The following is a 23,207-nucleotide window of genomic DNA, read 5'->3' on the forward strand; positions in this document are numbered from 1 at the left end:
ACTTGTTGCGGAACGGGCAGCGGCAAAGGTTGCTTTTCCCAAATACAAAAAACCAACGTTTCTGTGGTCGTACGGCCAGTGAAACGTTGGTTTTCTTCTATTATATAAAAAGTTGGTTCTCCTTTTTATGCAATAGGAGGTGTTTATTGTGCCATTTGCTCTACCAGTTCTTCCAATCCAGTCAAGGCTTGGTAGCCGTAGCCAAAGAGATAATTGTAGTCCATGCTGTAGACTTGTTTGTTTTTGATGGCTTTCATGCTGGAGAGTTTGTCATTTTTGTACAAGCCTTCAATGATTTCTTGACCAGAAACACTGCCTTCGATCGTTGACCAGTCACCGACGATCAAGACATCGGGATCCGTTTCGATCAAGGTTTCGACACTGACTTCTCCTGAATAGTCTTGAAACACATTGTTCAGTTTGATCATGTCAAAGTTGCTGTTGAAAAAAGACTCATCTTGAGCGGCATAGACACTGACCACACTTGGATCAGACATAAAGAGATGGGCAAAGGTTTGCTCTTCTTTGTCTGCTACTTTTTCTTCCAAGGCACTCTGGCGATCCTTTAATTCTTTTTCAAAAGCAGCGGCTGCCTCAGGGACATTGAAGAGCTTACCAAGGTTTTCAATGTCTTGATAAACGGAATCAAATGTTGCACCAGTGACAGAGGTTTCTTGGACGTAAGTCGGAATGCCCATCTCGTTCAAGGAATCAACGGTGCCAACGCCCCAATCTTGATTATCGAAAAGTCCCCCGCGGCCAAAAATCAAATCCGGATCCACACTGAGCGCCGTTTCTTTACTGATATAGTCGCTGCCCAGGTCGTTTAGTTCTGCATAATCAGCAGCAACTTCCTCATCGGCGGCACCAAAGGTTGCACCGACACCCGCAATCTGATCCTTGAGGCCGAGATGCAGCAGCAATTCCGCTGCTGGTCGTGTGTTGGCTACGACTTTTTTTGGTGCCTCATTAAAGGTTTGGTCCTTGGCAGTCCACTGCGTACCGCCTTCTGCTTTGGTGTAGTTGCTGATGGTTAAGGGATACGTACTTTCTGCCTGCGAGGAAGAAGCCGAAGTTCCTTCATCCTTCGTATTGCCGCAAGCGCTTAATGTAAAGACTGCCAATCCTACCCCAATCATTTTTCCCCATTTATTCATCTGTTTGCTCCTTTTCAAAATAATAATGAAACCCTAATCCGCCTGTGATCGGATGATGGTAAATACTGCATTTCACGCCATAGATTTCTTCGATCAGTTCTTCTGTCAGCAACGTTTCTGGTTCGCCATACCCTACGACCCGACCATCTTTTAAGGCATAGATGATGTCGCAATAATTGGCTGCTTGTTCCAAATTATGCAGCGCCGCCAACAAGCCAATCTTCAGATGCTTGACGGTTTCTAAGATTTCCAGTTGATATCGGATATCCAAATGATTGGTCGGCTCATCGAGAATCATAAATTTCGGTTCTTGGGTGATGGCACGAGCAAGGACGACCCGCTGTTTTTCGCCTCCTGATAATGAGAGGTAGCTACGTTTTCTGTAGGCACTTAACCCTGTTTTGGCTAAGGCTTCGGTGACCAGCTCATGATCGGCTTTGGTGTCTTGTTCCAACAAACCCTTGTGGGGCGTGCGGCCTAAAAGCACCATCTGTTCTACTGTTAAATCAAAGCTCAACTCATTGAACTGACTGACGACGCTGACTTGCTGGGCAACTTTTTTTTCGGAACTTTTCAAAATATTCATCTCACCTAAATAAATGTCGCCGCTGTCAGGTTTCAACGTTTTGTAGATAGCTTTTAACAATGTAGATTTGCCGCTGCCGTTGGAACCAATTAAGCCGACAAATTGCCCCTGTGCGGTTTGGACGGAGATGTCTTTTAGTATCTGCTGATCCCCGATCGTCAGATTGAGCTTTTCAACTGCTAATTTCATTCCGTCACCCCCCAAAGTTGTATTGCCGTTTGACAATGATATAGATAAAGATCGGCGCACCGATCAGCGCTGTAATGATCCCGATCGGCAGTTCGACTCCTTGCAGGGTCGAGCGGGCGATCACATCCGCCCAAATCAAAAACAACGCGCCTGTCAAAGCGGTCAAAGGCATCAACAGGCGATGATCCGACCCGCTGACTCCACGTACGATATGAGGAATGATCAAGCCGACAAAGCCGATCATACCAGAATTCGCAACGATGATACTGGTTAATAGCGCTGCTAGCAGCATGTAAAAACGACGATAGAAGGTCAGCTTAACCCCTAAGGTGGAAGCAACTTCATCTCCCAGCAAAAGCGTATTCAAAACACGGTATTGCGTCAGGAAGAACAGCGTGATCAAAGAAACCAGAACCACGATAAAGCCCAATTTGTTCCAAGAAGCCGAGGCTAAGCTGCCCATCGACCAAAACGCCACAGTCTTCATCCCTTCTGCATTGCTAGCCAGATAGATGATCAAGTTTGAAACAGAGCTGCATAAGGCACTGACGATCGTCCCCGACAGCACGAGTTTTGTGGAAGTCATTTTCCCACCGATACTAGCAAGCAGCAGCACCAAAATAGTCGCAATCCCCGCTCCTGCAAAGGCACCAAACGATAAGCCCAGCTGCAAGACTAGCGCTGAGCCGCCAAAACCGACTAAGATGGCGAAGGTCGCCCCTAAGGATGCACCAGAAGAGATCCCAAGGATATAGGGATCTGCCAGCGGATTTTGGACCACTGCCTGCATCACTGCCCCGCTGATCGCTAACCCCATGCCCACAAAAATAGAGAGCAAGACCCGCGGTGCCCGAACAAACCAGACGATATTGATGTTTGCGTCTGAAATGCCTGAAAGATCACCAACCAATCCATGGCTGATTTTATAGAAGAGAATTTGGTAAACTTCGCCAAGGGTGATATTGGCTTGGCCGTTTGCCAAAGCAACTCCTGCAGATAAGAGAATGGCGACAACTAAAACACAGCAAATGATTGTCGAAACCATCCAACGATTTGATTTAATCAACCCTACCGACATGTGATTCTCCTTTATTCAGCACGACTCCCTCCTGATTTCACAGCAAAAACAACCTTGACTGTTGCCTCGCCGCCATCATAAAAGAAGCATCTGTGCGTTTTTTCGCTTATAACAGTTCTTCTCATGAAAAGCGCCAAAGCCATGTGCGGCTTTGACATCTATTTGCAAATGAGAATCACTCTCAATGAATAGAGTCATTATAAGGAACCTTTTGTGAAATGTAAATAATTTTCTGAAAATTTCCTTAAATAAGAGTTATTCTAATGTTCGTGATTGATTGGCGTTTTCCTCTCCATTGACCTATCGAAAATACGGTACCCGTGAAGAAGCGAATCCTTTGGCATAATAATCAAGTGTTTTTTTTATGATGAAAAAAAGACAGACTTCATTTTGTACGAAGTCTGTCTCCAGTCTGATGCCTATGCTCAGGCAGGCTTGTTCTTGCTAGCTTCCCTTTGTTCGAACGTGAAACCTATGCGTTGCCAAGGATTTGCTGATTCAACGAAATCATCTCCAAAAGACCTTGAGCGGCTTCGCTGCCTTTGTTGCCAGCTTTGGTTCCCGCCCGTTCAATGGCTTGTTCAATCGTTTCAGTCGTCAACACACCAAACATGATCGGAATGTCGGCATTCAGACCAATTTGGGCTACGCCTTTCGCCACTTCATTTGAGATCAATTCATAGTGGGTCGTTGCTCCGCGAATCAAGGCACCTAATGTCACGATCCCATCGTATTGCTTGTGGTCAACGATTTTTTTGGTAATATACGGAATCTCATAAGCACCTGGTACCCAATACACATCGATGTTTTCTGCCTTGACTCCATGACGCAACAAATTGTCTTTGGCGCCTTCCACTAACTTGGAAGTGATAAACTCGTTGAATCGTGAGACTACGATCCCTACTTTGACTGCCTCTCCCTGAAACGTTCCTTCAAATACTGTCATCGCTCATTCTCCTTTGGTTGATTAAATAGATAGGTAATGGTGAAACTTTTCTTTCTTCGTTTTCAAATAGCTGCTGTTTTCTTTATGCGCAGGCATCTCCAGCGGTACTCGTTCTGCTACCTTAATCCCTAAGCTTTCTAATTCCTTCACTTTGTCAGGGTTGTTGGTCATCAATTGAATCTCCTGCACTTCTAAGGAACGTAAAACATCGGCGGCAAACGTGTAATGACGGGCATCTGCTGCAAACCCTAATGCAATATTTGCTTCATAAGTATCCATGCCTTGTTCCTGCAGCTGATAGGCACGGAGCTTGTTCCGCAAGCCAATACCGCGGCCTTCTTGGCGTAGATACAAAATCGCACCGCGGCCTTTTGCTTCGATCTGCCGCATCGCTTCTTGCAGCTGTTCGCCGCAATCACAGCGATGAGAGCCGAAGACGTCGCCTGTTAAACACTCTGAATGGATCCGTAGTAACAGCGGCTCGGTAGTATGTTGAATCTCGCCTTTGGCTAGTAAAAGGTGTTCATTGCCGAACTCATCTTCAAATAAGGTCAATTGGAACGCCCCATAAGCCGTTGGCAGATCCACCGTGATAGGCGTGGTTCCTCGTAGATATTCCGCCAACTCATCAATGGTCAAAAATGGCAGCTGCCATTTTTCTGCTAATTTTTTCAATTCTGGGACCCTAGCCATCGTGCCATCTTCATTTAAAATCTCACAAATGTAGGCTGCTTCCACGCTGCCAGCAAGCTTTGCTAAATCCACAGCCGCTTCTGTATGTCCTCTGCGTTCCAACACGCCGCCAGGTTGAGCGGTCAATGGGAAGATATGACCAGGGCGATAAAAATCCGCAGCTTGTGACGCTGGATCAGCCAATTTTTCAATCGTCACTGCCCGGTCTTTCGCAGAAATCCCCGTACTCGTCGTCACGTGATCGATACTGATGGTAAACGCGGTGCCAAAGGCATCCGTATTATTGGCGGTCATCTCAGGCAATGCCAGCTTTTCAGCGATCGCTTGTGAGATGGGTGCACAGATCAAGCCGCGGCCATAAGTCGCCATAAAATTGACAGATTCTGGCGTTGCGTATTCAGCGATCCCAATCAAATCTCCTTCTGATTCCCGATTTTCATCATCGGCGACAATCACTAAGCCGCCTTTTTTTAACCATTCCACTGCTTGTTCTACTTTATGCATCGTCTGCCTTCTTTCATTTTCGTTGGTATTTGACATATTTCCCGATCATATCCGTCTCGATATTGACCCACTCCCCTTGTTTCAACTGCCCCAGCGTCGTCTGGTCTTTGGAATGGGGGATCAAGCTAACGGAAAATGCCTGTGCCGTCGTCTGGGTAACCGTCAAACTGACGCCATTGATCGCAATCGACCCTTGCGGAATGATTTCCCCTTGCACACTGACAGGGTAAGCAAACGTCAAGATCAAGGCATTTTCCAACTGCTTTTTCTGGATCAAACGGGTCGTTACATCAATGTGGCCTGCGACAAAGTGGCCTTCAAAACGCTGCGTTGCTGCCATCGCTCGCTCCAAATTGACTTCGGCACCCACCGAGAGTTGTTTAAAGGTCGTTCGTTGAAAGGTTTCTGGCATGATATCCACCGTAAACGTCGTCGCTTGTTTGGCGATCGCCGTCAAACACGTCCCGTTGATCGCCATACTGTCTCCGATTTGGTAATCCGCCAGTAATCCTTCGGACGCACTGCAAGTTAGCTGGATCGTGCGGCTTTGCTTGCGGATCTCTTTGATGCGGCCTTTTTCCTGAATCAATCCTGTGAACATTCCTCTGGTCTCCTTCCTCGGATGCAAACATCTTCCCCAACTGCAGTCACCGTCACCTCTGTTAGCTGCTGCAGCTGTTTCGGGGTACGCTCACTGGTAAAACTTGCGAGACTATTGCCCCCAAGAAACTTTGGCGCCACATAGGTAATGCTTTCTTGCCACAGTCCGCTGGCTAAAAAGGCATCATGGATCGCAGCGCCTCCTTCTACGTATAGCGATTGGACCTGTCGTGCGGCAAGCTCCTTCAGCAATGCAACAATTGTCAACTCTTCCAGCTGGATCACTGACACATGAGCTGGCAAATCACTGACAGTTGTCTGCTGCGTAAAAATCCACACAGGTGCCGAATCATCGGCAAACATTGCCAAATGGGGTTGCGACAGCGTTCGCCCCCGACGGTCTAACACGATGCGAATCGGCGGAAAGCTGGTTTCAACCGTGGTCAATAACGTGGGATCATCCGTCAACACCGTCTGACTGCCCACTAAGATTCCTTGATAGTCTCCACGTTCTTGATGGACGTTTTGCCAAACCGCTGAACCAGTGATCGCACTGCGGGTTAACGCATCATGAGCGATCCGGCCATCTAAAGTGATCGCTTGCTTCAACGCCACGTAAGGTCGCTGATGCTGATGGTAAAAATTATAGTGTGGATTCAAACGGCGCACCGCTGTTTCTTCGATGCCCACCAACACGTCGATGCCCTGTTCTTCTAAAAAGCGCTTGCCTTGTCCAGCCACGATCGGGTTAGGGTCTAACTGGCCGATGACTACCTTTTTGATGCCGCTGTCGATGATCAGCTGGGTGCAAGGCGGCTGTTTTCCTTGATGGTTGCAAGGTTCTAACGTCACGTATAAAGTCGAATTGATTAGGTCTTCGGAGGAATGGCATTGTTCGATGGCGTTTCGTTCCGCATGGGGCTGCCCATAGACTAAGTGAGCCCCTTTAGCAATGACCCGTTGCTCTTTGACGATCACAGCGCCCACTAGCGGATTGGTAAAGGTTTGGTAACGCCCTTTTTTGGCTTCTGCGATCGCCAAACGCATGTATTCGTTATGCATCTTCCTTCCTCCTTTCAATAAAAAATGCCTCGTGAGAATCTCACGAGGCATAGACAAACAAGACCGGCAAAAAATCAATTTTAGACGCACTGCGCCCCTTGAAATTTTGTGGTTTTTCTTCTCCCATCCAGACTTTCACTGTCGGTGCCAGATTCACACTGGCTCCACCGCATAGCTATGCGGGTCACGGACTTCAAGCGTTGCGCTTGTCACCGTCGGTCGGGAATTACACCCTGCCCCGAAGAATACTATTCAATTCATGTGCATTTTAGCCCGACCATTTTTGTTTGTCAATAGGCCTGATCACGAGCCGATAGGAATTCCTCTTGGCTTTTTCTTTTGGCAACCCCAAAGCAGCGACAGCAGAAACCCCTTGTCGTTCCGCCATTTTCCTAAGCTGCAGCAAGGCGATTTTGCCTGTAAAAAAACACGAGAAAACCTAGGTTAAATATTTTTTCTCGAACGAAGCCATTTATCAAACTCCGTCACGAGTAAGACGACCATCCCAGAAGCTGCTGAGATGACCCAGCCGATCAAGGACATGTCCTCCGTATGAAAGGCGCTTTGCATAAATGGAACATAGGTCAATAACAGTTGCAGAACTAGCATCACACCAATAATCACGAACGCTTTTGGATTGGTGAAGGAAGCTTTAGAAAACGCCGGTGCACTGGTACGGATGTTGAACAAATAAAAAATCTTACTCAAGACCACGATATTGACCATCATGGTACTAGCAACGGCTTCGCTGACGCCTTGCAGCAAGAGCCAGTCATGGGCGATCAAACTGATGACTGCCATCAAGATCGATACATACGCCATCTGCCAAATATCGTGACGATTCAACAATTTATTACCTGTCTTTCGCGGCTTGCGGCTCATGATCCCAGACTCTGCTGGTTCAAAGATAAACGCAAACTGGATCGTAATAGCAGAAACCATGTTGATCCACAGCAGTTGTGTCGCCTGCAGCGGCAATTCTTTTTGCATCATGATCGTAAAGGCAATGATCAGCCCTTCGGCAAAAGATGTCGGCAACAGAAACAGAATACTCTTTTTGATGTTGTCATAGATCCTGCGTCCTTCGCGAATCGCTAAGGACATGGTACCGAAATTGTCATCGGTCAAGATCATATCAGCAGAATCTTTGGCTACATCCGTGCCGCTGATCCCCATCGCTACACCGATATCCGCCCGCTTCAACGCAGGGGCATCGTTAACGCCGTCCCCTGTCATCGCCGTGACTTTGCCTTTGGCTTGCAGCGCTTTGATAATGTCCAATTTATTTTTCGGCGTGGTTCGTGCAAAGACTTGATTCGTCAAGGCAGCATCTTGAAATTCGGCTTCACTCATCTGATCCAACTCGGCACCAGTCACGACGTGAATCTCATCCGCTAAGCCAAGCTTTTCCCCAATCGCTTTGGCGGTCAAAGGGTGATCGCCAGTGATCATTTTCACTTGAACACCGGCTTGGTTCATTTCCTTCAGGGAGGCAATCACTTCTTCTCGCGGCGGATCGATGATCCCAGCGATTCCCAGTAATTGCAGCCCTTGCTCAAAAATCGTTTCATCAATGTGATCGATCGAAACTTTCTGATAGCCCACCGCTACCACTCGTTTGCCTTCTGCCGACAAGCGGCGGACATGGCCTGTCCAATAGGCTTCATCAAAAGGCGCCGCTTGTTTTTGCACCATTTCAAACAATTTATCTGGGGAGCCTTTAACAAATAGCAAGCGTTCCCCCGCAGGGTTTGCCACTAGTTTCGCCATGTAGCGGTTGTCCGAATCAAAGGGCAGCATATCCAGCTCTTGGTAAGCAGGTGCTTGCGGATAGGCAAACTGCTTATGATACAGCGTCAAAAAGGAGCCGTCTGTTGGTTCCCCATTGATCGTCCAGTGATTTCCTTCTGGGACCAGTACCGTATCGTTGGCTTCGTAACCAGCTTCCAAAAACAACTGCAAGGTGTCTTGCGCGTGGACGTCCTCCTGCTTTGGACGAATTTCTCCCACCGGCGCATAGCCGTCACCCGTCACTTCATATTCCTGCTCAGCCAATACGATGTCTTTGACCGTCATTTCGTTCTTGGTCAGGGTACCTGTTTTATCCGTCGCGATCACATCCACTGAGCCTAGCGTTTCAACCGCTGGCAGCGTTTTGATGATGGTGTGCTTGTTTTTTGCCATGTCGCTGACACCCATCGCCAAAACCACCGAGGTCGTTGCTGGCAATCCTTCTGGGATCGAGCCGACGATCATGGTGACAACGGCTAAGGATAAGACAGAGATCGCATAGGTTTGCTGGAACAAACTGACGACAAATAGCAAGACCGCCACGCCCATGATCACATAGGTGATGCCTTTCCCCAGTCCATCGATCTCTTTCATCAACGGCGTTTTTCGTTCTTCCGTTTGATTGACTTCAGCTGAGATTTTCCCGATCTCAGTCTTGACGCCAGTAGCGATCACGATCCCTTTCCCGCTTCCTGACGTCACGGAAGTCGAAGCAAACGCCAAATTCCGTTGTTCCGCTAATGGAGTTGCTTCATCCATTAAGGCATCTGTTATTTTTTCCACCGAATCGGCTTCACCAGTCAAGGCGGATTCTTGGATACGCAAGTTGTCGGCTTCGATAATTCGCAGATCTGCGGGCACATTGTCACCAGCTTCTAGGAATACGACATCCCCTGGAACGACTTCGGCAGCTGGAATATCTTGACGAATCCCATTCCGATAGACCGTGGCTTCTGCTGATAGCATCTCTTTGATCCGTTCTAATGCATCGGAAGCATTCGCTTCTTGGTAATAACCGATCAACGCATTGACCAGCACGACGATGCCAATGATCACGGCATCAGAGAAATGCCCCATCAGCAGCGTTAAGATGGCAGAGAAAATCAAAATGTAGATGATCGTGTTATGGAATTGTCGCAGCAGCAACCGCCACTTGGCGGTTTTTTTAACCGCTAATTGGTTCAATCCGTAGGTTTCTAACCGCTCGGTTACTTGCGCCTCAGTCAACCCTTGATCGATTGACGGCACCTGATACTGTTCGATTGTTTCTGACACTGATAACTGAAACTCTTTTTTATTCATTTTTTTCTTCTTCCTTTTCTTTTTCATTGATGGATAACACAAATAAGCCCCTTATTTAGAAACTGCTCCTAAATAACGCGCTGTTGTTTGTCTCCTATTCAATTAAAAAGTAAGGCAAGTCAAAATAGTGTTTCTGCTCACCGTCACTCGAGTCGCTTGACATTCGTTTACCACCCCCTCTAAAGTTAGCAATAAGCGTAACAAACTATTTTTCCAAAGTCAAGAGTCACCGCTTTCAAAAATGAAAAGTGGCTGGCTTCTTCACAAAAAAAAAGCCGCACGCCAACGATTCATTGCCGTGCAGCTCCTTCAGTACATTCTCTTCAAGTCCAAAGGCTCGCCTTAAAGCTGATCCAGTGCCTCGCTGATGGGTGTTTCCCCAGTTTGGACTTTGATGACTTTTTGATAAGTTGCTGGACGTGCCAGCATTTCACCTAACAAGACGGCGACATCCTCGATGGGGATCGCACCAGAGGTCGTTTCACTGATCTCGATCAAACTAGAACCTGGTGTTTCTTTCAACGCACCCGGCTGCAAAATCGTATAGTCTAGTGCGGTGTTGTCGATCAGCCAGCGATCAGAGAAAAATTTGGCGATCGTGTAATCCATCAATGACGCCATGCCTTCCCTTTGCCACTGTTCAGGTTCTAAGGCATAGGCTGAGCTAAGGTGGATGTAGCGCTTAATTCCTTTTGCTTCAGCGGCTTGCATCACTTTGACCGCACCATACAGATCAGATTGCAGCAAGTCTTTGCCTCGGGAACCCGCCACGAAGTATACCGCTTCCGCATCTGCGAATTTCGCCGCCATCTCTTCCGGTTCCGTGTGTAAATCAAAGAACACGGGCTTGATCGTCTCCGTTTCTGTGATTTTCTCACTGCTGCGCGCACCAGCATAAACGATGTGTCCTTGTTTTTCTAGAAAGGTGATCAATTTTTGGCCTACTCGTCCAGTAGCACCAACGACAAAAATTTTCATTTTCTTTGCTCCTCTCGTTTCTTTTTCCAACTCTTGCTAGTATCATCGTAGGACAAAAACCAAGATCCAACAACTATTCTGTTTCTAAACGAAGGGAAAAAAAGCACAGCACAAACCAATTCTTGCTGTTTTTCCCCATAGAAACCCATGTTTTTAAAAAAACACCAAAAAAAATGAAAAAAATTTTCTCAAACGATTGACAAAGCGTTGACTCTTTTGTAGACTAGGTAGAAATAATTTAAATATTTAGAAAATTCAAAATAAATAAAAGGACGGTGGCGTATATGACCCGCACCAATGTTAGCAAACGAATTATTTTATTATTATAGTCGGGACTGTTTGATTTTATACATTCAAAGAGTCCCTATTCACATTGCATCCAAAAAGAAGAACAGCTTCTTGAGATGGAGTGTTTTTTTATACCCATTTTCAAGAAAGCGGCCTTTTGCAAGCTGACACACAGATGTCAGATAGATCCAAAACGCTCGTTGACCAACTGCTGCCGATTCCCCGCGGTTATGCACTGCACTTATTCTAAAGACCCCTTCTGTTTGGACACTTGATTGGTCAAGCAGAAAAAAGGAAGGATGATTTTTTATTATGAAAACCGTCAACACGATCGCTGCTTTTGTAAACAAGTATTTGATCTACATCATGATTTTATTGATGATCGTCTCTTATTTTTTCCCGCAACCCTTCTTATGGATTCCGCCTCGTACAACGATTCTTTTAAGCATCATCATGTTTTGTATGGGGATGACTCTAAACGTTGCTGCGTTTAAAATGGTCGTCTTACAGCCCAAAGCATTCATCTTAGGGGTGCTTTTCCAGTTCACCATCAGCCCTTTGGTGGCTTACGGCTTAGCGCAGCTGTTTGGTCTTTCTTCCGGTTTGATCATCGGTTTTGTCTTACTAGGTTGCGTTTCTGGTGGAACCGCCAGCAATGTCATGACCTTCATCGGCAAAGGCGATGTCGCACTCACCGTTTCCATGACCACGGTATCGACCTTATTAGCGACCGTCGTTACACCCTTTTTGGTTTATGTCTTGGCTGGTCAGTACACCGAGATCTCCTTCTGGGAAATGCTCTTGTCTGTCTTGCAGATGGTGCTTTTGCCGATCATTTTAGGGGTGATCGTCCATAAACTCATTGCCAAGCACATCGAGCGATTTCTGCAATCATTTGTGTTGATTTCTTCCGTCAGTATCTTATTGATCGTTGCAGGAACTGTCGCTCGCAACGGCGCCGTCATCGTCCAATCTGGCTTGATCGTGATTTTCTTAGTCTTGCTCCATAACTTGATCGGCTACGGCGCAGGCTATGGTCTGAGCCGTGTGATGGGCGTCAGTGCCACCCAAGCCAAATCCATCATGTTTCAATTAGGAATGAAAAATACTGGCCTAGCGATCTCGTTAGCCAATGCCCACTTTGCCGCCATTGCTGCAGCCGTTACCCCTGCCGCAGTCGGCATGGTGATCCATCAAATTACCGGACCAATTTTAGCCAATCTCGTGGCCAAGAAAGAAGGAGAAAAGTATGAGTCAAAGTATCTTTTTGCCAAACTACACAATCGGGGCGGACGCCTACGAAAAAGTAAATGACATCGTAAAACCATACGGCACCAATGCCGTGATCATCGGCGGAAAAACCGCCCTTGAAAAAGCTGAAGACAAGATCAAAGCCGCTTTAACGTCAGCAGTCCAAGTGACGGATACCTTGTGGTACGGCGGCAACTCGACCTATGAAAACGTCGATCAGCTGTTAGCTACTCCAAGTGTCCAAGCCGCCGATGTTCTATTCGCCGTTGGTGGCGGCCGCGTCTGCGATACCGTCAAAGTGGTTGGGGAAAAAGCTGGCAAACCAGTCTTCACCTTCCCAACGATTGGCTCCAACTGCTCACCAGTCACCGCGGTTTGTGTCATCTATAAAGAAAACGGCGAGATGCAAGGGTTGTTTTTCCCTTCGCAACCGCCGATCCATGCCTTTATCGACAGTGAGATCATCGCCCAAGCCCCCGACAAGTACTTATGGGCAGGAATCGGCGATGCCCTCTCCAAAGAGATCGAATCGACGTTTTCAGCGCGGGGTGATCAGTTAGATTACACCGATGGGTTAGGCATCCAAATCGGCAAAATGTGCACGGAACGCTTATTGCAATACGGCACACAAGCTTTGAAAGACAGTGCCGCCAATCAGCCGTCTTATGCCATTGAGCAAGTCGTCTTGGATATCATCGTGACCACCGGCTTAGTTTCCGTCTTAGTCATCAATGATTACAACTCCGCCCTTGCCCATTCCTTTTACTACGGAACGACCGTTTTGGAAAAAATGGAAGACTATTTACACGGCGCTTCCGTTAGTTACGGCGTTTTGGCCTTGTTGCAGCTCGATCAGCAAGATGCCCTCTTCCAGCGCATCTACGCCTTTATGAAGGAAAACAAACTGCCGGTTTGCCTAGCGGATATGGGCCTTAACGACACCAGCGATCTTGAGGCAATCTTAGACAAAGCAATGACCACCAATGACATCGTCCACGTGCCTTATGAGATCACGCGAGAAATGTTTAAACAGGCAATCCTAGACGTGGAAGCCTATCATGCCAAACAAAACAAAGCAGCATTGGCAGCGGCCAATTAAATGAAACCCTCCAGCAACGAATTGCTGGAGGGTTTTTGTATGGCCTTTTTTTCGCTTCTTCGTACTTGTCCTCCTTCTTCTTTCTTACATGTTAAAAAACATGCAATCGTTTACTTTGATTTATTTTTAAAAACTTATTACTATTTTAGTATAACAAAGGAGGAGATTGGTTTGGAATTGGTTTATTTATCTGGGTTGTTTTTGGTCATTTTCTTGTTGTATTTTCTGGCAAAAAAAAATAATCGCATCAAACAGTTGTTTTCGAAGATCACGATTGCTTTTCTGCTTATTTACTTGGTTTGGCGTTTGTTTTTCACGATCCCTATGGATAGTTCTGCTTCACTAGTATTTGGGATCATTCTCTATATTGCGGAAGTCATTGGTTTGTTTGTCTATGGCTTTTTTGTTTACCTTTTTTCCAATAAGCTCTCAAAAGAATACCGCTACGAGGGGGATGAAGCAGAAGAATTCTTGCCAAGTGTCGCCGCTTTTATTTGTACTTAAAATGAAGACATCAAGCTGGTGATCGCCACCGCACTGGCTGTCAAAGCCTTGAAATACCCCAACAAAAAAATCTATATCTGCGATGATGGCCATCGAGAGGAACTAAAAGAAATGGCCGAGCGAATGAACCTCGGCTATTTGACCCGCGAAGGAAATGCCAATGCTAAAGCTGGGAATATCAACAATGCCTTGTCCCAAACCAGCAGTGACTTGATTTTGCTTCTGGATGCTGACTTTATCGTCAAAAAGAACATTATTTTTGAAGCTGTCGACTATTTCCGCAATCCTAAAGTCGCATTGGTGCAATATCCACAAACATTTTATAACAAAGATCCTTTTCAATTACTGCGCAAATCCATGTACAACGAACAGGAATTATTCATGCGCTTTCTAGAACCTGCACTTTCTCGTGAGAATGCTTTGATCCATATCGGTACCAATGCCATCATTCGTCGCAGTGCCCTTGAAGAGATCGGCGGCGTTCCTACCAGCAGTATCACCGAAGATATGGCAACCGGGATGCTTTTACAAGACGCCGGCTATGAAACGATTTTTATCAATAAAGCCTATGCCTTGGGGATCACTCCTTACACTGCCAAAGAGCTGACCTCACAACGGACTCGGTGGGCGCAAGGAACGAAACAAATTTTTGACCACTTCAAACCGCGCCGCTTAAAAGGATTGTCGTTCATGCAAAAACTTTGTTATTACAACTCCTATTTGTATTGGTTTACCTCTTTCCAAAAAATCATCTTTTTATTGGCACCAACCTTATTTATGGTTTTTGATATCTTTATCGTCAGAAGCAACAATCACCAATTGTTGCTGTTCTTTTTACCACCTTTCATTATGATTTCCCTATCGTTTCGGCTGTATGTCCCTAAGATCAGGAACCTGACAAGTTCCCACATCTATGATTGCTTTGTCGCTCCTATCCACACCGGGGCATTGATCAAAGAATTTATGAAATCACAGAAAAAATTCAACGTGACCAAAAAAGAGATCGTCGGTAGCAACGCCTTTGATTGGCGAACCGTCTTGCCCCACATCATCCTCTTTACTTGGATCTCCTTTGCCTGTCTGGTGGCTGGGTATCGTTTGTACCGAGGAGAAGGCTATGAATTCGGCTATATCGTGACCTTGATTTGGTCGCTCTATAACCTCTATGGCTTGTTTTATGCCATTTTGATCGGGAAAAACCGTTTTATCGAAAGTGATAGTGAAGCCTTGAGTATCGCCATCAATCGTCAGCTTTCTTATGATGCGAAGACGTTCGAGATGTATCAAATGAGTTTCAATGGCTTCCGTGTCCGTACTCATCCCGAGCAAACCTTCGTACCAGGTGAAAGTTATACCTTTTATGATGATAAACACCGCTTCACCATCAATTCGATCTGTCTGGAGGTCCATGGCTCCTATGTGACTTTTGCCTTCAACAATCTAACACCGCAATCTGCTGAAGAGCTTGCCAGCTACTATAGCGACCAGCTCAATGCTGCCAAACAGTTGGAATTTGATATGGAGGAAGAAGTCGCAGAAATGAATAGTTAGCCCCGCCCCCTTTGTCGCAAGAGACAAAGGGGCTTTATTGATTCCAGAAAGCTCCTTAAAGGGCAGTTCTCCATCTTCTGATGATTCTCTTCCTTTAGATAACACTCTGGCATTTGCTGCATCCTTCTCCAATGATCATTGATTGAAAGAGCCAGAACAGAATCTTGATGATGTCTCGATGGCAAATACTTTTTAAGCCTTTAGAAAATATTAAAAAGTCTGCTTTTCCTATGACCTGATTGAGCTGATACGCTTGTCACTGCTCACCCGTTTGCGAATAAAAGCGCATGAAAAAGCAATCCTTGTTATACTTATAAATAACACGAAGTCCTTAGAAAAGGAGGAACCCTCATGACCCGTTACAAACGATTTCGCTTTGTTCATTTAGGCGCTCTTTTGGTGTTGGGCTTACTCCTCACTGGCTGCAGTGCGGATACGGCACCAATTAAAGAACAACCGACTACCAACACCGCCACTTCTTCTGAACCAGCAGTTTCCTATGAAACCTTTCCATTGCCGCAACCAATCTTAGACGGGGAAACCAGTGTGTCGGAAGCTCTCTTCGAGCGGCGCTCGCAACGGGATTTTCTAGACACTGAGCTAACACAAGAACAGCTGGCACAGCTTTTATGGGCCGCTGCCGGTGTCACTACAGAAGATGGTCGCCGGACAGCGCCTTCGGCTGGTGCCTTGTATCCCTTAGACCTCTATGTTGTGGTCACACAGGTAACGGGGCTTGAGCCAGGGCTTTATCTGTATCAACCAGAGCAGCATACCTTAGCAAAAGTTCTTGCTGGTGATTTTCGGACCGCATTGGCGGAAGGTTCGTTGGACCAGCAAGCGATCCAACGGGCATCTGCCACATTGCTTTATACAGTGGTTTATGAACGACTGATCGAGCGCTATGGAGACCGAGGAATCGAACGCTATGCCTATATCGAAGTCGGTCATTCCGCCCAAAATGTCCTTTTACAAGCCCAAGCGTTAGGCTTAGGTGCTGTGCCGATCGGCGCCTTCACGGATCATGAACTGACAGAGCTGCTGCAGCTGCCAACGGAAAATGAACCCCGCTATTTGATTCCTGTAGGCGTTATTGAGTAACACTGCCGACGAACGAAACCCAATTTTCATGGGACTGCCGAACTGCCGTTAGAAAACGGCAACTGGCAAGGTTGATTTTCCCAGAAAAACCAGTAGAATAGAAAAACCACCTGCAAAAACAGCAGGTGGTTTTTCGATGGGCTTACAGTTTGTATGCTCGGACTTCTTCTGGTATTTCTTCTAGTGGCAACTCTTTTACCACCGCTTCGGTGCCTGCTGCCATCGCTGTATCGTAGTACCAGCATTTGTATTTGATCGTATTCATGGTTTCTTGCAAGGCTGCCATTTGCTTTGTGACTTCTTCCAAGCGTTCATGAAACAGCTGCTGCCGTTTCTGCAAAGACGCATCGCCTTCCTCGCCCCAATCCAAGAAATTCTTGATGTCTTTGATGGGCATGCCAGTATTCTTCAAACAATCGATCACTTTGATCGTCGCTACTTCTTTTTCGGAAAACACCCGAATGCCGCCATTACTGCGGGCCAACTTCGGAAACATCCCTTCTCGATCGTAATAACGCAGTGTCGAGATGGGGATATTGGTCGTTTGTGATACTTCACCAATCGAGTAACTCACTTGCATCGCTCCTAAAAAAAATTATATTTATCACTTGACCTAAACCTAACTTCAGGTTCTACAATTAAAATACACCGCAAGCACTGTACTGTCAATCACCTATCGTCTCACAGGTTCACCATTGGCATTAGCAGGATTCGCTGAAAAAATCATTCACTGGAGGAAATACAAATGACAGAAATCAAAGAAAAAGTTATCGTAATTATGGGAGCATCTTCAGGAATTGGGGAAGCGACCGCCGTTAAACTAGCCGAACAAGGGGCAAAAATAGTGATCGCTGCCCGCCGTGAAGAGCGCATCAAAGTACTGGCTGAAAAATTAGGAGAAAATGTCTTGTATCAAACAGCTGATGTCACCAATCGCGAACAAGTCCAACAAGTCATTGATTTAGCCATGGCCTCCTTTGGTCGGATTGATGTCCTTTTCAATAATGCTGGCATCATGCCTCAAGGAAACTTGGCAGAGTTGAACTATGACAGCTGGCAAAAAATGCTGGATATCAATATCATGGGGGTATTAAACGGGATCGGCGCTGTGCTGCCCATCATGCAAAATCAACAAGACGGCTTGATCATCGCCACTGACTCAGTTGCTGGCCATGTCATTTACCCAGGTTCTGCCGTGTACAACGGGACAAAGTTTGCAGTTCGTGCAATCATGGAAGGCTTGCGCCAAGAAGAACGTGAACATGGCATTCGCTCAACCATCGTCTCTCCGGGAATGGTCTCCACGGAATTGTTTGAAACCGTCGGCAATGCTCAACTAGAAGCAGCCTTGAAAGAAACCTCTCGCGTGGAAGGCAACAGCCTAACGCCAGAAGACGTAGCAAATGCAGTGGTTTATGCCATTCAACAGCCCAAACATGTGGCGATCAGCGAAGTCTTGCTGCGCCCAGCAAAACAAACCGTTTAAGCTATTTCTACTAATCTATGAAACCTGCGACCGCTTCAAGCTGGTCGCAGGTTTTTTTGTCGTCAAATCCCACCGTTTTCTTGGAAAAATCACTTGATTTTCTTGTAACACCCACTTGTCGAAAGAATGTAAACCAATGGTTGCTTTATGTAAACGACTAGGTTCTGTTGCTACGGTGGAAATTTTTTTATACTTAGTACAAAGCTTTCGTATAAACCCGTTTGATCAGAAACAAACCCGACGTTCTCCTGATGAGCGATGAATAGCCGAGCAAGCGCGCAGCCCTACCTTCACCGTTGACTTGCAAGTACTGCCTTAGCTGTCCTCTTTTTAGTACTTGCTTTTTATAAAAGAATGGAGTGTGTATATGAATGTAAAGCAGCTACTCATTATTGCCGAGCAACGAAGAAACATTACGAATCAAAAATTGACCTATGCCGAAAATTTCTTGGCTGCCGGCTACTCTGCTGCCGAATTGCTGGCAGACGAAACCTTTCTTGAATTAGAGCGAAGGGAAACCCAACTGATTGCAGAACGCAACGCTATCTTTTACGAAGAAGTCAGCCACAACTAATCCACCTGTCCAATTGTAGGCGACGAAAAAGCGAAGGCTCAGCAGCACCTTCGCTTTTTTAACCCTCAAAGGCGTCCTTTGCCCTGAGGATCACGCTGTTTGATCGTCCAATAAAACAGCCCTGCAAAGAAACTACCGAGAATCAGGAAATTCATGCCGTATAGACAGTAGAGGAAGAAAAAGTTCAGCTGCCCACTGCGCCAAAAGCCCATGATTCCCACTAAAACCAGACTGTTGACGCATCCTGTCAACACACAAACCGTGCGACTGCACTCCAAGCTTTGTAATAGGTATTTTGTGATTTCATATAACGGACTGACGAGCATTATCCCCAGCATAATTGGTAGAATAGCTGGCAACAAGTCTAAAACAGCGACATCTGTAGTAAACAACTGAAAAAAAGCAGGACGAAAGACCCAGATCAGACTGGCGATTCCAACATAAGCCACAAAAGAAGAAACGAAGGCACTTTTCCCCACTGCTAAAACCTTCTGACGATTGTTCTGACCATTCGCCTCACTAGCAAAGACGGTCACTGCGTTGCCATACATCAAAGCAGGCAAACGTGCGATCATCAATCCTTGGCTGCCGATCGCATAGGCTGCCAGCGTACTGACACCCAATCGTGAGACGAAAGCTTCAAAAGCAATAACAAAGACTAAACCCTCAAAGCATTCCTGAATCATTAAAGGGACCGATTTTTTCAATAAAAAGGTGCGTTTTCGTGGTCTTTGTTTCAGCCCCATGACTAGACTTTCTCGTAAAAGAACCCCATAAATCCCCAGCAAGCACAAAGTCGCAAGCATATTTGCGATGCCACTGCCTAAGACCCCCATTGCGGGAAAACCGAGATTGCCATTTATCAATAGATAGCTAAGCAACACCTGTACCAACGCACTAATAATGGAAACACCGAGGATGTAGTTCGTTTTCTTTTCAATTTTTAAAAGGCTAGTAAAAACAAATGTGACTAAGGTAAGTAAAATATAGGGAGACATGATTGCAAGATACAATGTCGCAGTTCCTAGCAGCTCCCCGCTAAATCCGTAGACAACCTGCAAAATGCCGCGTCCAAAAAGCAGGAAAATCAAGAAAAAGCTCACGCCGATCGCGACTACTAGAAAAAGAACCGAGGATAGATAATCGTTTAACTGCGTCTCTTCTCTTTGTCCGACTGCCTTTGCGCCATAAATATTAAAAGCCAGACCAATCGCACCTAAGATACCCGCAAAAGCATAGAGAAACCCGTCGATCAGTGCGATCGCCGCCAGCGCTTCCGTGGATCTTCTTGAAATAATCGCTAATGAAACTTGCGCAATAATGATTTGAAACAAATTGGAAGCAATCAAGGGTAATGTAAAAGACTGTATTTTTTTGTTCAAGAAACTCTCCTCTCTCATTCGCCATAACTGCGCAACACCCACTCGCTTCTTGTGATTTTAATCACAAGAAAAGCGATCGTTGTTTGCTACATATACTCAACGACCCATCAGGCGTTTTGACGTTTCTCCCTCCATTTAACCATACAGCCTTCTCGGTGTATATTCCTTCATAATAAAAAAACAAAACATACCGACAATCTCCGCTTGTTTCCTCTATTGGTGTCGACAAGCAATCACTGATGAAGAATAAAAAGGTTCAGAAGAACATGCTGCTCTTCTGAACCTTTTCCATAGGATGATAAAAAACGCGACAAACCTTTCAAAAATACCGTTATTTCTTCACGATCAGCTGAACGGCTTGATCGATTTTCTGCTTTTGGGTTTCCGTGTCGCTGTCTGGATTTTCCAAACAATTTTTCAAATTTTCAGCGACAATGATCCCCATAATACGGTTAACACTGGAACTGACGGCGGACAATTGCGTGATGACATCGACGCATTCTTTCTCGTCTTCGATCATTTTTTGAATCCCCCGCAACTGGCCTTCGGTTCGTTTTAACCGATTCAAAATATCTTTGTTGCATGCGGTCATCGTTTGATTTCTCCTCTCCATGCTGACATGCCGCCGAGGACATTGGTCACTTGAAACCCTTGCTGGCTCAAAAACTCAGATGCCATTTGCGAACGAGCCCCTGAATGACAGATGACATAGTAGTTTTTATCCTTCTCTAAGTCGCTGATTTGTTCTGTCAGCTCGCTCAACGGTTGGTTTTGTGCTGTTTTGATGTGTCCTTGTGCAAACTCATCGACTTCTCTGACATCAAGGATCTCAAGTGGTTCACGTTTTTCTTTTTGGGCAAATTCCTCCATAGATATTGCTTTAATCATGAATAATCATCTCCGGCTTAATAGTATTATACAACGAAAAGGCACCATCGAGGTTTTGACAATTGATGCCCGCTTGTTTTAAGATGCGTTCGGCAATGTAGCTTCTCAATCCGCTATGACACGTAACGACATACGAAACGCTTGGATCCAATTCAGACAACCGATCCCTCAATTCATCTAACGGAATGTGGAGCGCTTGTTGAAAACGTCCATTATTGGCTAATTCCATCTCTGAACGAACATCCAACAACTGCTTACCGTTTTCTAAGGCATCCATCAATTCGTGCCACTGAATATTCTCACTGATTCCTTCCGCCAGATTGATCGCTGCATAGCCAAGCATATTCACTGGATCTTTGGCTGAGCCAAAAGGCGGTGCATAGGTGAATTCCAGTTCAGGCAAGTCAAAGATCGTTAAGCCGCCTTTGATCGCTGTTGCCAATATATCGATCCGTTTATCGACTCCTTTGGCACCGATGCCTTGCGCACCGTAGATTTTTCCAGTATCCGCATCAAAAATCAGTTTCAAATAAATATCCGTCGCATTAGGATAATACCCTGCATGGTCTTTGCCTAACAGATGTACCACCTGGGGATTTAGCCCTGCCAGTTTGGCGCTGCGCTCACTCAACCCTGTGGAAGCTGCTGCAAGATCGAATACGCGCACGATCGCAGTCCCGATACTGCCTTTGTTTTTGCGAGCCAGTCCTCCCAACACATCAGCTACTTGCCGACCTTGGCGATTGGCTGGTGAAGCCAGGGAGATCAGCGTGTCTTCGTTGGTGATTTGTTGTTTCACAACGATGGCATCACCCACCGCGTAAATATCTTTCTTGCTGGTTTGGTATTGCTCATCTACTAAGATACCCCCCCGGCGTCCCAATTCAATACCAGCACGTTTCGCCAAATCCGTTTCTGGTTGGACACCAACCGAAAGAATCATGAGATCTGAAGTCAGGACCGTGCCATCTTCCAGAACGATTTCTTGCCCTGCTTTTTCAAAAGCGGTCGCTGACTGCGAGGTCAAAACTTTGACCCCTTGCTTGATCAATTCATTTTTGACATACGCAGCCATTTCTTCGTCCAAAGGTGGCAATACGTGGGGTGCTTTTTCTACGATCGTTACTTCGAGGCCTTTTTTATGTAAATTTTCAGCGACTTCTAACCCAATAAACCCAGCGCCAATGATCGTGGCTTTTTGAGGCTTTTTGTCTTCAAGATGCGCCATGATTTGGTCTAAGTCAGGAACATTGCGCAAAGAAAAGGCGTTGGTTGCTTCTTCTAGCCCTTTGATCGCTGGTACTAGCGGTTTTGCCCCCGGCGATAAAATCAACGCATCATAAGATTCCGTGAAGACATGTTCGCCATGTTTGACCGTCACCGTTTTCTCCTCTGGCTCGATCGCCAGCACTTCATGAAAAGGTCGCACATCTAAGTTGAACCGTTTCTTTAATGCTTCAGGTGTTTGGACCAATAGGGCATCTCGCTCTTTGATCTCACCAGAAATGGCATACGGCAACCCGCAATTCGCAAAAGAGACAAAAGGACCTTTTTCAAAAACAATGATCTCCGCTGCTTCTTTAAGCCGACGTAAGCGCGTGGCTGCCGACATTCCCCCTGCTACCCCACCGACAATAACTATTTTTTCCATCATTACTTTCCTCCTTTGGTTGTTCCGCGCCATTGATTCATGCCGCCACGAACGTTGACCACATCAAAACCTTTTTTACTTAGGATTTTGGCTGCTTGTTTGCTTCGCATCCCCGATTGGCAAATGACTGCCAGTTTCTTGTCGCCTTTTTGAGTAAATCCAGCAACCTTATTTAACGGTACATTTTTCGCATAGGCAATGTGCCCGCTGCGGTACTCCGCCGGCGTGCGTACATCCAGAACCGTCCATTCTTTGGCTCCTTCTTTTTGTAAATCTGCTGTTGACATACTTGGTATGCGCTTAAATAGTGAAAACATTTCTTGCCCCTTTCGTATACCCCTTGGGGTATATTAAACAAGATGTTTTGCGATTTGTCAACTAAGTGATTTTCTTTAAGAAAAGAAACTTGCTGTTGCGCTGCTCCCCGCTCGATACTCTCGACAGCTGTTAGACATCTACCAATCAAGTAGCGAAAGGCCTGTATCACACATTTCCCTCCCCTCGATCACAATGCTATAATAAAAGAAAAGATACATTGTAAAAATA

General features: G+C 46.0%; 22 protein-coding genes and 1 riboswitch. Of the genes, 7 read left to right on the plus strand and 15 right to left on the minus strand.

Translation table 11 applies throughout. The features are described from left to right. Positions 1-143: 143 nt before the first annotated feature. The 9 genes from A5867_RS17430 to A5867_RS17470 form a co-directional block, all read right to left on the minus strand. Complete coding sequence (locus A5867_RS17430) at positions 144-1,157, minus strand: ABC transporter substrate-binding protein (RefSeq protein ID WP_005233274.1); 1,014 nt, start codon at positions 1,155-1,157, stop codon at positions 144-146. After that, on the minus strand, positions 1,150-1,932 hold the full coding sequence (locus tag A5867_RS17435) for an ABC transporter ATP-binding protein (RefSeq protein ID WP_010748955.1): 783 nt from the start codon (positions 1,930-1,932) through the stop codon (positions 1,150-1,152). Before A5867_RS17435 ends, A5867_RS17430 begins: the two co-directional genes overlap by 8 nt. 4 nt (positions 1,933-1,936) lie before the next feature. Further along, positions 1,937-3,010: an iron ABC transporter permease gene (locus tag A5867_RS17440; RefSeq protein ID WP_005233272.1), complete on the minus strand. Its 1,074-nt coding sequence runs from the start codon at positions 3,008-3,010 to the stop codon at positions 1,937-1,939. A 472-nt stretch (positions 3,011-3,482) separates the two neighbouring features. Continuing rightward, positions 3,483-3,956, minus strand: a complete 474-nt coding sequence (gene ribE / locus A5867_RS17445) for a 6,7-dimethyl-8-ribityllumazine synthase (RefSeq protein WP_005230622.1) — start codon at positions 3,954-3,956, stop codon at positions 3,483-3,485. A gap of 21 nt (positions 3,957-3,977) precedes the next feature. Further along, the gene (gene ribB, locus A5867_RS17450; RefSeq protein WP_170927554.1) at positions 3,978-5,153 is read right to left on the minus strand and encodes a 3,4-dihydroxy-2-butanone-4-phosphate synthase; all 1,176 of its coding nucleotides are present in this window, start codon (positions 5,151-5,153) and stop codon (positions 3,978-3,980) included. A 13-nt stretch (positions 5,154-5,166) separates the two neighbouring features. Then, the gene (locus tag A5867_RS17455; RefSeq protein ID WP_005230617.1) at positions 5,167-5,754 is read right to left on the minus strand and encodes a riboflavin synthase; all 588 of its coding nucleotides are present in this window, start codon (positions 5,752-5,754) and stop codon (positions 5,167-5,169) included. Then, a complete protein-coding gene (ribD, locus tag A5867_RS17460; RefSeq protein WP_086338769.1) occupies positions 5,739-6,815 on the minus strand; it encodes a bifunctional diaminohydroxyphosphoribosylaminopyrimidine deaminase/5-amino-6-(5-phosphoribosylamino)uracil reductase RibD in 1,077 nt (358 codons plus the stop codon). The genes A5867_RS17455 and ribD overlap by 16 nt, the downstream gene beginning before the upstream one ends. A gap of 111 nt (positions 6,816-6,926) precedes the next feature. Continuing rightward, positions 6,927-7,065: riboswitch (FMN riboswitch) on the minus strand. Between the two features lie 194 nt (positions 7,066-7,259). Next, entirely contained in the window at positions 7,260-9,908 is a 2,649-nt protein-coding gene (locus tag A5867_RS17465; RefSeq protein WP_087628109.1) for an HAD-IC family P-type ATPase, read from the minus strand. Positions 9,909-10,250: 342 nt separating this feature from the next. Further along, positions 10,251-10,886: an NAD(P)H-binding protein gene (locus A5867_RS17470; protein WP_087628110.1), complete on the minus strand. Its 636-nt coding sequence runs from the start codon at positions 10,884-10,886 to the stop codon at positions 10,251-10,253. A 600-nt stretch (positions 10,887-11,486) separates the two neighbouring features. Between A5867_RS17470 and A5867_RS17480 the strand changes: the two genes are divergently transcribed. The 5 genes from A5867_RS17480 (at position 11,487) to A5867_RS17495 (ending at position 16,680) form a co-directional block, all read left to right on the plus strand. Continuing rightward, complete coding sequence (locus A5867_RS17480; RefSeq protein WP_010748949.1) at positions 11,487-12,488, plus strand: bile acid:sodium symporter family protein; 1,002 nt, start codon at positions 11,487-11,489, stop codon at positions 12,486-12,488. Next, positions 12,424-13,524, plus strand: a complete 1,101-nt coding sequence (locus tag A5867_RS17485; protein WP_087628112.1) for an iron-containing alcohol dehydrogenase family protein — start codon at positions 12,424-12,426, stop codon at positions 13,522-13,524. The genes A5867_RS17480 and A5867_RS17485 overlap by 65 nt, the downstream gene beginning before the upstream one ends. Before the next feature lie 171 nt (positions 13,525-13,695). Next, on the plus strand, positions 13,696-14,028 hold the full coding sequence (locus A5867_RS18255; protein ID WP_249270067.1) for a hypothetical protein: 333 nt from the start codon (positions 13,696-13,698) through the stop codon (positions 14,026-14,028). Positions 14,029-14,046: 18 nt separating this feature from the next. Further along, entirely contained in the window at positions 14,047-15,579 is a 1,533-nt protein-coding gene (locus A5867_RS17490; protein WP_249270068.1) for a glycosyltransferase family 2 protein, read from the plus strand. A 351-nt stretch (positions 15,580-15,930) separates the two neighbouring features. After that, a complete protein-coding gene (locus A5867_RS17495; RefSeq protein ID WP_087628113.1) occupies positions 15,931-16,680 on the plus strand; it encodes a SagB/ThcOx family dehydrogenase in 750 nt (249 codons plus the stop codon). Positions 16,681-16,822: 142 nt separating this feature from the next. On the opposite strand, the gene A5867_RS17500 is transcribed toward A5867_RS17495, so the two are convergent. Beyond that, positions 16,823-17,260 (minus strand): MerR family transcriptional regulator, encoded by a 438-nt coding sequence (locus A5867_RS17500; RefSeq protein WP_005230594.1) that lies wholly within the window; start codon positions 17,258-17,260, stop codon positions 16,823-16,825. Positions 17,261-17,425: 165 nt separating this feature from the next. Between A5867_RS17500 and A5867_RS17505 the strand changes: the two genes are divergently transcribed. Further along, a complete protein-coding gene (locus A5867_RS17505; RefSeq protein ID WP_087628114.1) occupies positions 17,426-18,166 on the plus strand; it encodes an SDR family oxidoreductase in 741 nt (246 codons plus the stop codon). A gap of 367 nt (positions 18,167-18,533) precedes the next feature. Next, the gene (locus A5867_RS17510; RefSeq protein WP_005230591.1) at positions 18,534-18,740 is read left to right on the plus strand and encodes a hypothetical protein; all 207 of its coding nucleotides are present in this window, start codon (positions 18,534-18,536) and stop codon (positions 18,738-18,740) included. A gap of 65 nt (positions 18,741-18,805) precedes the next feature. On the opposite strand, the gene A5867_RS17515 is transcribed toward A5867_RS17510, so the two are convergent. From A5867_RS17515 to A5867_RS17535, 5 genes are all read right to left on the minus strand, one after another. Next, positions 18,806-20,122, minus strand: a complete 1,317-nt coding sequence (locus A5867_RS17515; RefSeq protein ID WP_087628115.1) for an MATE family efflux transporter — start codon at positions 20,120-20,122, stop codon at positions 18,806-18,808. A gap of 331 nt (positions 20,123-20,453) precedes the next feature. Next, positions 20,454-20,714, minus strand: coding sequence for a metal-sensitive transcriptional regulator (locus A5867_RS17520; RefSeq protein ID WP_005230585.1), 261 nt, complete (start codon positions 20,712-20,714; stop codon positions 20,454-20,456). After that, positions 20,711-21,010: a rhodanese-like domain-containing protein gene (locus A5867_RS17525; protein ID WP_087628116.1), complete on the minus strand. Its 300-nt coding sequence runs from the start codon at positions 21,008-21,010 to the stop codon at positions 20,711-20,713. The genes A5867_RS17520 and A5867_RS17525 overlap by 4 nt, the downstream gene beginning before the upstream one ends. Next, positions 21,003-22,661, minus strand: coding sequence for an FAD-dependent oxidoreductase (locus tag A5867_RS17530; RefSeq protein ID WP_087628199.1), 1,659 nt, complete (start codon positions 22,659-22,661; stop codon positions 21,003-21,005). The genes A5867_RS17525 and A5867_RS17530 overlap by 8 nt, the downstream gene beginning before the upstream one ends. 2 nt (positions 22,662-22,663) lie before the next feature. Then, complete coding sequence (locus A5867_RS17535) at positions 22,664-22,978, minus strand: rhodanese-like domain-containing protein (protein ID WP_010748940.1); 315 nt, start codon at positions 22,976-22,978, stop codon at positions 22,664-22,666. Between the last annotated feature and the right edge of the window lie 229 nt (positions 22,979-23,207).

Source organism: Enterococcus sp. 6D12_DIV0197 (assembly GCF_002174385.1).
GTDB lineage: Bacteria > Bacillota > Bacilli > Lactobacillales > Enterococcaceae > Enterococcus_D > Enterococcus_D casseliflavus.

Coding starts and splice junctions, on each gene's coding strand:
- A5867_RS17430 (WP_005233274.1), bottom strand. CDS start 1,157: ATGAATAAATGGGGAAAAATGATTGGGGTAGGATTGGCAGTCTTTACA.
- A5867_RS17435 (WP_010748955.1), bottom strand. CDS start 1,932: ATGAAATTAGCAGTTGAAAAGCTCAATCTGACGATCGGGGATCAGCAG.
- A5867_RS17440 (WP_005233272.1), bottom strand. CDS start 3,010: ATGTCGGTAGGGTTGATTAAATCAAATCGTTGGATGGTTTCGACAATC.
- ribE (WP_005230622.1), bottom strand. CDS start 3,956: ATGACAGTATTTGAAGGAACGTTTCAGGGAGAGGCAGTCAAAGTAGGG.
- ribB (WP_170927554.1), bottom strand. CDS start 5,153: ATGCATAAAGTAGAACAAGCAGTGGAATGGTTAAAAAAAGGCGGCTTA.
- A5867_RS17455 (WP_005230617.1), bottom strand. CDS start 5,754: ATGTTCACAGGATTGATTCAGGAAAAAGGCCGCATCAAAGAGATCCGC.
- ribD (WP_086338769.1), bottom strand. CDS start 6,815: ATGCATAACGAATACATGCGTTTGGCGATCGCAGAAGCCAAAAAAGGG.
- A5867_RS17465 (WP_087628109.1), bottom strand. CDS start 9,908: ATGAATAAAAAAGAGTTTCAGTTATCAGTGTCAGAAACAATCGAACAG.
- A5867_RS17470 (WP_087628110.1), bottom strand. CDS start 10,886: ATGAAAATTTTTGTCGTTGGTGCTACTGGACGAGTAGGCCAAAAATTG.
- A5867_RS17480 (WP_010748949.1), top strand. CDS start 11,487: ATGAAAACCGTCAACACGATCGCTGCTTTTGTAAACAAGTATTTGATC.
- A5867_RS17485 (WP_087628112.1), top strand. CDS start 12,424: ATGAGTCAAAGTATCTTTTTGCCAAACTACACAATCGGGGCGGACGCC.
- A5867_RS17495 (WP_087628113.1), top strand. CDS start 15,931: ATGACCCGTTACAAACGATTTCGCTTTGTTCATTTAGGCGCTCTTTTG.
- A5867_RS17500 (WP_005230594.1), bottom strand. CDS start 17,260: ATGCAAGTGAGTTACTCGATTGGTGAAGTATCACAAACGACCAATATC.
- A5867_RS17505 (WP_087628114.1), top strand. CDS start 17,426: ATGACAGAAATCAAAGAAAAAGTTATCGTAATTATGGGAGCATCTTCA.
- A5867_RS17510 (WP_005230591.1), top strand. CDS start 18,534: ATGAATGTAAAGCAGCTACTCATTATTGCCGAGCAACGAAGAAACATT.
- A5867_RS17520 (WP_005230585.1), bottom strand. CDS start 20,714: ATGACCGCATGCAACAAAGATATTTTGAATCGGTTAAAACGAACCGAA.
- A5867_RS17525 (WP_087628116.1), bottom strand. CDS start 21,010: ATGATTAAAGCAATATCTATGGAGGAATTTGCCCAAAAAGAAAAACGT.
- A5867_RS17530 (WP_087628199.1), bottom strand. CDS start 22,661: ATGGAAAAAATAGTTATTGTCGGTGGGGTAGCAGGGGGAATGTCGGCA.
- A5867_RS17535 (WP_010748940.1), bottom strand. CDS start 22,978: ATGTTTTCACTATTTAAGCGCATACCAAGTATGTCAACAGCAGATTTA.